We start from the raw sequence: 10,593 nt of genomic DNA, 5'->3' as shown, positions 1-10,593 counted from the left end.
GAAGCCAGTACCGTAACTCAACCGGACATTATGGTTCTCATCGATATCCAGCCCGCTGGCGGCAGACCAGGTGTTGTGACGACCATATTGCTGGTTGTCATCGGTACGACCTGACAGTTCCCATAACAGCGCCTGCCAACGATAGCTTCCCACAGCAAACAGACCGGTATTGTCACGATCAGGAGCGTTGAAGGTTTTTCCATAGCCGCGGGAGTCTGATTTCATCTCCTCACGCTGCCAATCTGCGCCACCGGTCAGATTAACCCCTTCGATACCGTTCCAACTATTGATCCAGGAGAAACGGGTTAAACCAGTATGAATAGGCTCACCGCTAGCCTCTCCTTTAGCCTCCTGCCAAGTCTTCAGCTTGTTCTCACCGTAACTGGCTTCAAGTCGACTGCTCAGATCCTGACCCTGGAACTTGACACCACCATCATATTGGAAAGCCTGTACCCGACTCTGATCCGTGCTGCCATCGGTGTCAGTGAGATTGTCATAGCCCTGAGCATTGAAGTCCGCACTCCAGGCATCATTAAACGCGTGGTTCAAACCCATTTGGCCATTACGGCTGGCAAAACCATCACGATCAGGCTGTTTGGTATTGGCTACGACATCAAAACCATCGGTACGTTCGTAGCCGATCAGCATGTTCATATCGGTTTTTTGGCCCAATGACTGAACCGTTCTTAGCTCACCCTGACCATAGCCATGGCTGCCAGCGCCGCCCTTCAAATGTGTCTCACTGCCATTCTTGGCGGATGTTTTGGTGATGAGGTTGATCACCCCGCCGATGGCATCGGAACCATACACAGCCGCTCGTGGGCCACGGATATATTCGATGCGCTCGATATTGCCGAGCGGGATTTGGCTGAGATCGGGCGTGCCCGCCACCATGGCGGCAATCGGGCGACCATTCATCAAGACCAGAGAGTGGTTGGAGTTGGTTCCACGGACAAACAGGCTACTGATGTGCCCCCGGCCTCCCAGAGTCGCCATCTGCACGCCGGGCAGGGTTTTCAGCAAATCAGGCAAACTCTGCACCTGACGAGATTCGATCTCGGCACGATCGATCACCACAACGGGCGCCAGCACCGAGCTGACCGGTTGTTCCACGCGGTTGGCCGTAATGACCAGAGTTGGATTGATGGGGATGGTAGTTTGGGCAAACGCCGCCGTCGGCAACAGGGCAGCCGCCAGAAATTTCTTCGACATGAGAGATCCTTAAGTTCGCGTAAGTATCTACTTCGTGGCCGGTTTCTCTCGGCCCGAAATACGAACTCTGGCAGGTCTTCGGGCTCGGGGGCTGATAGCCTACGGCGACGGCTTCCCGCCTGACGGCAGTGCCCTGATGTCGCTTCGTTCCCCCTTACCGCTGCGCGCCAGCTCCGGATTCTCACCGGATTCCCTATTAAGCATGATGCGCCAAAGCGGGAGGATTATAGGCAGAGCCAAGCTGGATGTATAGCCATCCAGATTTCTATTTATTCCCCACCAGCGCCGCCAGCCGCTGTTGAGCCCCCTCCATCACCGCCTGCACCCCGGGGTGGGATAGATGGCGTCCTGCCGAGACCAGATAGTAAGAGAGTGTGACGTCGGTGAGGGTCGCAATCCGCTCCACCCCGTAGAGGCGACCAATTTCGTCAGCCATCGCCAGCGGCGCCGGGAAGATCCCCATCCCCGCCTTGCCGAACGACTTCATCAGGGTGGAGTCATCAAACTGTCCCACCAGATGGGGATGAATGCCCTGCTGGCGATACCACTCCAGCAGCCGATCGTGGGTGGCAGACTTCTCTCCGGGAATAAGCAACGGCAACCCCTCCAGCGAGGCGGGAAAGCCATCCCGCGCCCGCGCCGCCAACTCGGGACTGGCAAACAGCGCCAGCGGGCTGCGCCCCAGCTCGTGGTTATAGCCACGCACGCCGCTGTCGGGAGGAAGCGGGCGATCGATCAGCACCATGTCGAGCTTGTGGCGGGCCAGCTCGCTGAACAGCTGCTCGGCCCGCTCCTCGTGACACACCAGCCGCAACGGAGTCGCCAGCGCCATGGCGGGGGCCAGCAGCTCGAACGCCAAGGTGCGGGGTACCGAATCGGCGATCCCCACCTGCATAGTCAGCTCCTGACTAGCGTGGCGCAGGGTATGCTCCAGCTCGGCACCGAGCGAGAAAATGGCCCCCGCCTGCTCCTGCGCCTGCCGACCCGCAGCAGTCAGCACCAGACGCCGCCCCACCCGGTTGAACAGCGCCACCCCGAGGGACTGCTCCAGCTCGGCCACCTGACCGCTGATGGTCTGCGGCGTGAGATGCAGCTGTTCGGCGGCCTGCGTCACACTGCCACTGCGCGCCACATGCCAGAAGTAGTAGAGCTGTTTGTAGTTGAGCATGCCGTTCCCTATCAGTTTTTACCGAACAACCATCAGCGAGAATCTGATTTTATCGAAACATTGCGGGCTCTAGCATGCAACCATTATCTGAACTGCCCTGCGAACCATCATGCTGGACGTTGTTGTACTCTTCTTTCTGTTTGGTCTGCTGGCCGGTCTGGTGCGCTCCGAGCTCAAACTGCCTCCTGCCCTCTACGACACCCTCTCTCTCTTTCTGCTGCTGGCCATCGGCCTCAAGGGCGGCGTCGGTCTGGCCCAGCAATCCCTGCAGCCTCTGCTGCCGCAACTGGCGCTGGTGATCCTGCTCGGCGTGGTGCAAACCCTGCTCGGCTTTGCCGTGCTGAGCCTCAAGATGAACCGGGTCGATGCCGCCGCCACCGCCGCCCACTATGGCTCGGTCAGCGTCGCCACCTTTGCGGTCGGGGTGAACTGGCTCACCGAGCGGGGCATCAGCTTTGAATCCCAGCTCTCCATCTTCCTCGCGGTGATGGAGATCCCCGCCATTCTGGTGGGCATAGTGCTGGCCCGGGGCATCAGTCGCGAGACTCGCTGGCGCATGCTGGCCCACGAGACCTTCCTCGGCAAAGGGGTAACCCTGCTGCTCGGCGGCATGGCCATCGGCTATCTGGCCGGACCGGATGGGATTGCCCCGCTCAAACCGCTGTTTGTCGACCTGTTCAAGGGAGCGCTGGCGCTGTTCCTGCTGGAGATGGGCCTCATCGTCGCCCGCCAGTGTCAGGATCTGCGCCGCCACGGCCTGTTCCTGCTCGGCTTCGCCCTGTTGATGCCGCTCGCCTCGGCGGGACTGGGTTTGGCGGCTGGCCAGCTGATGGGGCTCTCCCTCGGTGGCCTGACCCTGCTGGCCACCCTGGCGGCGAGCGCCTCCTATATTGCCGTGCCGGCTACCATGCGCATCGCCGTGCCTCAGGCCAACCCGGGGCTGTCCCTCAGCGCCGTACTGGGGGTCACCTTCCCGTTCAACATCATGCTGGGGATCCCGCTCTACCACAGCTGGGCCCGCCACTTCACGGAGTAGCCACATGCAGACCGAGACCCGCACCCTGCTGACAGTCATCACGGAAGCCAATCTGGAGCCGACCCTGCTGCGCACCCTCACCCGCGAGGGGCTGCGCGGCTACACCATCACAGATGCCCGCGGCCGGGGGGATCATGGCGAGCGCAACGCCAGCTGGAGCGAGAGCGGCAACATCCGGCTGGAGGCGATCTGCAGTCGGGAGCAGGCGGAGCGGCTGCTGGCCCACCTGCAGAGTCGCTACTACCCCGACTACGCCATGATCGCCTTCCTGCAACAGGTCGAAATCGTGCGCCCCGAGAAATTCTGAGCCGGCTTGCCGGCTCTTTTTGTTCACTGAAAGCAAACGTTTAACATCAAGGATTCAGAGAAAATGAACACACCTCCCCTGATCGGCCTGGTAATGGGCTCCGACTCCGACTGGCCCGTGCTGCAGGCCGCCGCCCGCATCCTCAAGGAGCACGGCGTGCCGTACGAGGCGCAGGTAGTCTCGGCCCATCGCACCCCGGATCTGCTGTTCGAGTATGCCGCCACAGCCCGCGAGCGCGGCCTGCGCGCCATCATCGCCGGGGCCGGTGGCGCCGCCCACCTGCCGGGCATGGTCGCCGCCAAGACCACTCTTCCGGTGCTGGGGGTGCCCATCCCCTCCCGCCATCTCAAGGGGATGGACTCCCTGTTCTCCATCGTGCAGATGCCCAAGGGGGTGCCGGTCGCCACCTTCGCCATCGGCGAGGCGGGGGCTGCCAACGCAGCCCTGTTTGCGGTCTCTCTGCTCTCCGTTGCACAAGACGGCGACGCCCCCCGCTACCGGCAGCAGCTCGACGACTTCCGCACCCACGAGCGAGATCGGGTGCTGGCACTGCAACTGGAGGAGCCGACATGATCCTGCCACCCGCAACCCTCGGCATGCTGGGTGGCGGCCAGCTCGGTCGCTACTTCGTGATGGCCGCCCACCGCCTCGGCTACAAGGTAGTGGTGCTGGATCCCGATCCCGCCAGCATCGCCGGTGCCGCCGCCGATCACCATATTGTCGCCCCCTATGACGACCAGACCGCCCTGCACCAACTGGCACTCCGCTGCGATGCCATTACCTGCGAGTTCGAGAACGTGCCCGCAACAACCCTCGCCCTGCTCGAAAAACAAAAGCCGGTACGCCCGGGCGCCAGCGCGGTGCGCATCTGTCAGGATCGCCGCGAGGAGAAAGCCTTTCTGCGCGGAGCTGACATCACGGTCGCCCCCTATCTGGCGCTACTGCCGGAAGAGCCTATCCCCGCACAGGCCAGCGAACTCTTACCCGCCATTCTCAAGACGGCCCGCGAAGGGTACGACGGCAAGGGACAGTGGCAGGTGAGCGATCTGGATGAGCTGGCGAGCGCGATGGCAGCCAGTGGCGTGCCCTGCGTGCTGGAAAAACGGCTGGCACTGGAGGGGGAGTTTGCCCTGACCCTGGCCCGCAGTCCGAATGGTGCCATCAGCGCCCTGCCGCTGGTACAGAACTGGCACAGCGGCGGCATCCTCGATCAGACCCGCTCCCCGGCCAACGTGCCAACGCTGGAGCGCGAAGCCAAAGGAATCGCTGAGCGACTGATCGCGACCCTCGATTACGTCGGGGTGCTGACGGTGGAATTCTTTCTGGTGGAGGGGAGGCTATTGGTCAACGAGCTGGCGCCCCGTCCCCATAACTCGGGTCACCCCAGCCTCGACAACGCTGGATGCAACCAGTTCGAGTTGCAGGTGCGCGCCCTGTGCGATCTGCCGCTGCCGGAGCAGATCGCCGTACGCCCCGCCCTGTTAATCAACCTGCTGGGGGATCTCTGGCAAAACGGCACGCCAGACTGGGCTGCCCTGCTGGCGCTGCCCGGCCTGCAGCTGCACCTCTACGGTAAGGGCGACCCCCGCCCCGGCCGCAAGATGGGCCACATCACGGTAACCGATGACGACTGGTCAACGGTGGAGGAGCGCTGCCGTCAGGCCCGCCAGCTGCTGGGGCTAGCGCCACGCTGATCGAGCATCGGAAATGCAAAGACCCGGGCATGGCCCGGGTCTCTGTTTTTGCTTGCTGTGGCAGGGAGGCTTATCAGGCCCGCTCCACCGCTACCGGTGCCGGCAGGCGGATGGTGAGGGAGAGCACCAGCGCCACCACCAGCAATACCAGGATCAGGTGGAAGGTCGCCATAAAGCCGCCAAACAGGGAGGCCACAATGGAGCCGATGATGCTGCCCAGACCAAAGCCCAGATAGATGACGCCGTAGTTCTTGGTCAGGTTGTTGAGACCGAAGAAGTCGCTCACCAGCGAGGGGTAGACGGTGATGGTGCCACCGAAGCTGAAGGCCACACAGGCAACCGCCACGAAGAACAGATTGGCATTGAGCGGCACGAACAGCAGCAGCGCCATGCCCGCCAGGGTAATCAGCTGAGCGATGGTAATAACCCGGATGCGGGACATCTTGTCAGAGAGGATACCCAGCACCAGACGGCCACCCAGGTTGGCCATGGCAATGATGGCGACGGCATTGGCGGCGACTACAGCAGGCAGACCCACCATCTTCTCGCCGATATCCTTGGCCACACCGATGACGTAGAGGCCGCTCATGCAGGCGGTGAGGAACATCAGCGCCAGCATCCAGTACTGCGGCTTGCGCATCGCCTCGGCCAGGGTGAAGTCACGACTCTCGCTCTGCTGCACGGAGGCGGCCTGCTTGGGCGCATCCTTCATCAGCATACCGCCCACCAGCACCATGGACATCGCAATCAAGCCCCACAACTGGAAGGTGGTCTCAAGGCCGGAGCTGGAGAGCAGCAGCAGGTTGATATATTTGAAACCGAGACTGCCGAGACCATAGGCACCGATGGAGCAGGCGGAGATGAGCCCCTTGCGCTCCGGGAACCACTTCACGCAGTTGGAGAGAGTCATCAGGTAGCCGGTACCGTCGGCAAAACCGACCAGAATGCCGGCGCAGAGGTAGAGCATCGCCAGATTGCTGGCATGGGCGGTGAGGAAGAAGCCGATGCCGAGCAGCACGCCGGCGCCCAGGGTCACGTTGCGCACCCCGAACCGCTCCTGCAGTTTGCCCGCCATGGAGGAGGCGACCGCCAGCGACAGGCTGAGCAGCCCGAAGGCGAAAGCAACCTGACTCACCGGCTCGTCCAGCTTGTCGGAGAGCTGGGCGTTGAACAGGCTCCAGGTGTAGACGGAACCCAGTGCGAACTGGGTGATAATGGTACCGATCAGTGTCAGGTACCGGGTGCGATTCAGATCGATGGTCATGATGCGTCTCGGTCGATGGCCTTAAGGAAATTGAGGCCACTATAGGCAAGACGCAGTTCGCGCCGATCGATTAAGGCATGAAATGCAGATCGGCGGGAATGAATGACAATCAGAGCCGCATCAGCTGACGGAACGCCTTGATGTTGCTGCGACTGACCGGCACCTCGAACGGCAGATCATGGAGTCGGATGAGATAGGTGCTGTTAAACCAGGGGACGATTTCGCGGATCTTGTTGATGTTGACGCAGTAGGAGCGGTGGCAACGGAAGAACCCCTCGGCAGGCAGGCGGCTGACAAACTCGCTGATGGTCATGGTCATCACGTAGCGATCGTCGCGGGTGTAGACATAGGTGAGCTTCTCGTCGGCCTCGGCGTAGTAGATCTGCTCGCAGGGGGTGACGATGATGCGCTCCCCCTTCACCAGATTGACGGTGCGATTGTGCGGGCTGTTCCCCTCGCCGCTCGCCTCCCCCGTGGTGACTGGCTGCGACTTGCCCGCATGCTCGAGCTTTTGCAGCAGATTGATGATTCGGGGCTCGTTGTAGGGCTTGAGGATATAGTCGAACGCCTCCAGCTCGAACGCTTCCACCGCAAACTCCTTGTAGGCGGTAACGAAGACAATGTGGGGCGGATGGCTCGACTTGTGCAGGTTCTTGGCCAGCAGCAGGCCATCGATGGAGGGGATCTGGATATCCAGAAACACCACATCCACCTCGTGATCCTGCAGGTATTTGAACGCCTCCAGCCCATCCTCGAAGCTCGCCACTATCTCGATTGTGCTGTGCTGCCCCACCAGATAGGCCAGCTCCTCGCGGGCCAGATACTCATCTTCGACAATAATGGCTTTCAGCATGACAACACCTCTCGCGGCACACACTTATCCTCAACCATGATGGCACTCAACATGGCATCGACTCCTGATCCGGCAGATAGAAACTCACTTCGGTACCCGGCTCCAGCCGCTTGAGGTGCAGGCCGTCGCCATAGAGCAGCTTGACCCGCTGATGCACGTTCATCAGACCGATGCTGCGGCTCTCCACCCGACCGGCGGCCACCCCGTCGATCACCGCCTGACTGATGCCGTAACCGGTATCGCGCACCGATACCCGGATGCCGCCCGCCAGCTGCTTCACCTCAATGGTGACCCGACCCGGCGCGCTGCGGGGCTGGATGCCGTGCAGGATGGCGTTTTCCACCAACGGCTGCAACAGCAGGCTCGGCACCTGAATGTGCACGTCGTCCACCTCGAACACCACCTCCAGCTTGTCGCCGAAGCGGGCCTGCTCGATGGCCACGTAGTCACGCACCTGCTGCAGCTCCTCCTGAATGTCGATCAGTTCATCCCCCTTGTTGAGGTTGTAGCGCAGATAATCCGCCAGATTGGCAATGAGCTGGCGCGCCTGCTGGGGCCGGATGCGGATCAGCGACGAGATGGCGTTGAGGGCATTGAACAGGAAGTGCGGGTTGATCTTGCTCTGCAGCGCGGTGAACTCCGCCTTGCGGGTCATCTCCTTGAGTTGCTCGATGCGCGACACCTCCATCTGGGTGGAGATGAGCTGGGAGAGGCCCACCGCCATCTCCCGCAGCGAACTGGTGATGCTGTGGGTGCGGCGGTAATAGATCTTGAGAGTGCCGCTCACCGAGCCGTTTTCCCGCAGCGGAATAATGATGACCGAGTGGAAATCGGAGAGGTGATACTGGCGCAAATCGTTGTTGATGATGATCTGGTCGAGCAGCACCGCCTGCTGGGTCATGCCGCTGATGGCGTGGTGCTCATCCAGCTCGTAATAGTCCTTGCCCACCCCGACATAAGCCAGCACGTCATGGGTATCTGTGATGGCCACCGCATCGGCGCTGATGTCGCGCCGGATCACATCGCACACCTGACTGAGGGAGTGGCGATCGATGTTCTGGAAGAAAGGCAGCGTCTTGTTGGCGATATCGAGCGCCAGCTTGGCCTGCTTGGCGGCAATCAGCTCCTTCTCGTCATCCAGATCCTGCACCAGCTTGATGATGAGACCGATGCAGAGCGCCCCGGCGATCATCGGATAGGCGATATGGTTGACGATCTCCACCCCGACTTCGTGGGGCTCGGTCAGCAGCCAGATCAGCAGCATGGTGAGCCCTTCACAGAGCATTCCCGCCAGAATGCCGTAGAGCCAGAGCCGCGACTTGCGGCAGCGCAGGTGCAGCCAAGTAGCGAGCAGACCGGCGATAATACTGGCGATAAGGCAAGGGATGGAGGTGTGGCCATCCATATCGATGAGATAGCGGTGCAGGCCGGAGATGACCCCGGCCGGTATGCCGACCCAGGGGCCGAACAGAATGCCGCCGGAGATGATGGCGATGATCCGCACGTTGATCAGCGCCCCCTCAACCGGAATACCGGTGTAGGTGCTGAACACCGCAAACAGACAGAAGATGGTGGCCACCAGCACCAGCTCCGCCGGGGTGTGATCCCGCTTCTGGAATAGCCGCTGGAACGGCCGGGTGCGGGTCAGGAAGAAGAGGGTCATCAGCATCAGCGCCGCCCGCTCGAACACCGCCAACAACATCATCTGATTCTCAAGCATCTGCGCCCCCTTGCGGCAACCCGACCGATCACCCTAACCCTGACCAATAAATCGGGGCCGGATAAACCAGCCCCTGTGACATCAACAGTACTGACCGGCCACCCAGCCGGAGGACCAGGCCCACTGGAAGTTGTAGCCACCGAGCCAGCCGGTCACGTCCACCACTTCGCCGATGAAGTAGAGGCCCGGCACCTTACGCGCTTCCATGGTCTTGGAGGAGAGCTCGTTGGTATCGACGCCGCCCAGGGTCACTTCGGCGGTGCGATACCCCTCGGTGCCGTTGGGCAGGATCTGCCAGTCACCCAGCAGGTTGGCCACCGCTTCCAGCTCCCGCTCGTTGTACTGGCGCATCGGCTTGCTGACCAGCTGGCCCAGCTCCACCAGCTTGTCGACGAAGCGCTTGGGCAGCTCGCGCCCCAGCACGGTTTTCAGCTCCTGCGCCGGGTGAGCCTGCGCCCATTCACGCAGGGCAGCCGGAATATCCAGCTCCGGCAACAGGTTGATGTGGATCTTCTCGCCGGCGTGCCAGTAGGAGGAGATCTGCAGGATGACGGGGCCGGAGAGGCCGCGGTGGGTGAACAGCATCGCCTCCTTGAAGCGGGTGCCATCCTCGGCGGTCACAGCTACCGGCAGGCTGATGCCCGCCAGATCGGCGAAGGCCTCTTTCTCCGCCTGATGGAGGGTGAAGGGCACCAGACCGGCGCGGGTCGGCAGCACCTTGAGACCGAACTGCTCCGCCAGCTTGAAGCCATACGGGGTCGCGCCCAGCTTGGGCATGGAGAGACCGCCGGTCGCCACCACCAGCGAGTGACAGCCGATCTCCCCCTTGCTGGTCGTCAGCACGAAGCCCTCATCCTGCTTACTGACAGTGAGGATCTCGGTCTGGAACTGCAGGGTCACCCCGGCCCAGTCACATTCGGTGAGCAGCACATCGACGATATCCTTGGCGCTCTCGAGACAGAACAGCTGCCCCAAAGTGCGCTCGTGATAGTTGACCCCGTGGCGATCCACCAGATCGATGAAATCCTGCTGGGTGTAGCGGGCCAGCGCCGACTTGCTGAAGTGGGGATTCTCCGACAGGTAGGCGTGAGCGCCCGCCTGATGGTTGGTGAAGTTGCAGCGGCCACCGCCACTGATGAGGATTTTGCGGCCCGGCTTCTTGGCGTTGTCGAGCACCAGCACGGAGCGGCCACGGTAGCCCGCCTGCGCCGCACACATCAATCCGGCCGCACCGGCCCCGATCACCACCACATCGACCTGCTTCATCATCACTCACTTATCAAAATAGAAACGGCACCTGGCCAGAACCGAGATTGCCTCTGACGGAACACAACCATAG

The 10,593-nt window shown here is 61.8% G+C and carries 10 protein-coding genes and 1 riboswitch (1 of these 11 cut by a window edge); of the genes, 4 read left to right on the top strand and 6 right to left on the bottom strand.

Annotation, left to right across the window (positions count from 1 at the left end; all coding sequences use genetic code 11):
* A protein-coding gene (locus ACTG19_RS13325) for a TonB-dependent receptor domain-containing protein (RefSeq protein ID WP_247823689.1) crosses the window boundary here: on the bottom strand, positions 1 to 1,212 show its 5' portion. 612 nt of this gene lie to the left of the window's left edge; 1,212 of the gene's 1,824 nt are visible here — the first part of the coding sequence; it begins with the start codon at positions 1,210 to 1,212; its stop codon lies beyond the left edge, outside the window.
* A 52-nt stretch (positions 1,213 to 1,264) separates the two neighbouring features.
* A riboswitch (cobalamin riboswitch) is annotated at positions 1,265 to 1,442 on the bottom strand.
* A 35-nt stretch (positions 1,443 to 1,477) separates the two neighbouring features.
* Complete coding sequence (gene nhaR, locus ACTG19_RS13320) at positions 1,478 to 2,380, bottom strand: transcriptional activator NhaR (RefSeq protein ID WP_069529133.1); 903 nt, start codon at positions 2,378 to 2,380, stop codon at positions 1,478 to 1,480.
* A 109-nt stretch (positions 2,381 to 2,489) separates the two neighbouring features.
* Between nhaR and ACTG19_RS13315 the strand changes: the two genes are divergently transcribed.
* From ACTG19_RS13315 to ACTG19_RS13300, 4 genes are all read left to right on the top strand, one after another.
* Complete coding sequence (locus ACTG19_RS13315; RefSeq protein ID WP_267519871.1) at positions 2,490 to 3,416, top strand: sodium-dependent bicarbonate transport family permease; 927 nt, start codon at positions 2,490 to 2,492, stop codon at positions 3,414 to 3,416.
* A 4-nt stretch (positions 3,417 to 3,420) separates the two neighbouring features.
* The gene (locus ACTG19_RS13310) at positions 3,421 to 3,723 is read left to right on the top strand and encodes a P-II family nitrogen regulator (RefSeq protein ID WP_335819202.1); all 303 of its coding nucleotides are present in this window, start codon (positions 3,421 to 3,423) and stop codon (positions 3,721 to 3,723) included.
* A 63-nt stretch (positions 3,724 to 3,786) separates the two neighbouring features.
* Positions 3,787 to 4,296, top strand: a complete 510-nt coding sequence (gene purE, locus ACTG19_RS13305) for a 5-(carboxyamino)imidazole ribonucleotide mutase (protein ID WP_439989155.1) — start codon at positions 3,787 to 3,789, stop codon at positions 4,294 to 4,296.
* Complete coding sequence (locus tag ACTG19_RS13300; RefSeq protein ID WP_439989154.1) at positions 4,293 to 5,417, top strand: 5-(carboxyamino)imidazole ribonucleotide synthase; 1,125 nt, start codon at positions 4,293 to 4,295, stop codon at positions 5,415 to 5,417. The genes purE and ACTG19_RS13300 overlap by 4 nt, the downstream gene beginning before the upstream one ends.
* A gap of 73 nt (positions 5,418 to 5,490) precedes the next feature.
* On the opposite strand, the gene ACTG19_RS13295 is transcribed toward ACTG19_RS13300, so the two are convergent.
* From ACTG19_RS13295 to ACTG19_RS13280, 4 genes are all read right to left on the bottom strand, one after another.
* The gene (locus ACTG19_RS13295; protein WP_005339218.1) at positions 5,491 to 6,681 is read right to left on the bottom strand and encodes an L-lactate MFS transporter; all 1,191 of its coding nucleotides are present in this window, start codon (positions 6,679 to 6,681) and stop codon (positions 5,491 to 5,493) included.
* 109 nt (positions 6,682 to 6,790) lie between these two features.
* Positions 6,791 to 7,534 carry a LytR/AlgR family response regulator transcription factor gene (locus ACTG19_RS13290; protein WP_429039697.1) on the bottom strand — a complete coding sequence of 248 codons (744 nt, stop codon included), beginning with the start codon at positions 7,532 to 7,534 and terminating at the stop codon, positions 6,791 to 6,793.
* 46 nt (positions 7,535 to 7,580) lie between these two features.
* A complete protein-coding gene (locus tag ACTG19_RS13285; RefSeq protein ID WP_421351951.1) occupies positions 7,581 to 9,254 on the bottom strand; it encodes a LytS/YhcK type 5TM receptor domain-containing protein in 1,674 nt (557 codons plus the stop codon).
* 81 nt (positions 9,255 to 9,335) lie between these two features.
* A complete protein-coding gene (locus ACTG19_RS13280) occupies positions 9,336 to 10,520 on the bottom strand; it encodes an NAD(P)/FAD-dependent oxidoreductase (protein ID WP_005355716.1) in 1,185 nt (394 codons plus the stop codon).
* Positions 10,521 to 10,593 lie beyond the last annotated feature (73 nt).

The organism is Aeromonas sp. 3P, from assembly GCF_051919745.1.
Lineage (GTDB): Bacteria > Pseudomonadota > Gammaproteobacteria > Enterobacterales > Aeromonadaceae > Aeromonas > Aeromonas veronii.
This window is presented reverse-complemented; position numbering and strand designations above follow the sequence as displayed.

Coding starts and splice junctions, on each gene's coding strand:
- ACTG19_RS13310 (WP_335819202.1), top strand. CDS start 3,421: ATGCAGACCGAGACCCGCACCCTGCTGACAGTCATCACGGAAGCCAAT.
- purE (WP_439989155.1), top strand. CDS start 3,787: ATGAACACACCTCCCCTGATCGGCCTGGTAATGGGCTCCGACTCCGAC.
- ACTG19_RS13315 (WP_267519871.1), top strand. CDS start 2,490: ATGCTGGACGTTGTTGTACTCTTCTTTCTGTTTGGTCTGCTGGCCGGT.
- ACTG19_RS13285 (WP_421351951.1), bottom strand. CDS start 9,254: ATGCTTGAGAATCAGATGATGTTGTTGGCGGTGTTCGAGCGGGCGGCG.
- ACTG19_RS13295 (WP_005339218.1), bottom strand. CDS start 6,681: ATGACCATCGATCTGAATCGCACCCGGTACCTGACACTGATCGGTACC.
- ACTG19_RS13300 (WP_439989154.1), top strand. CDS start 4,293: ATGATCCTGCCACCCGCAACCCTCGGCATGCTGGGTGGCGGCCAGCTC.
- ACTG19_RS13280 (WP_005355716.1), bottom strand. CDS start 10,520: ATGAAGCAGGTCGATGTGGTGGTGATCGGGGCCGGTGCGGCCGGATTG.
- ACTG19_RS13290 (WP_429039697.1), bottom strand. CDS start 7,534: ATGCTGAAAGCCATTATTGTCGAAGATGAGTATCTGGCCCGCGAGGAG.
- nhaR (WP_069529133.1), bottom strand. CDS start 2,380: ATGCTCAACTACAAACAGCTCTACTACTTCTGGCATGTGGCGCGCAGT.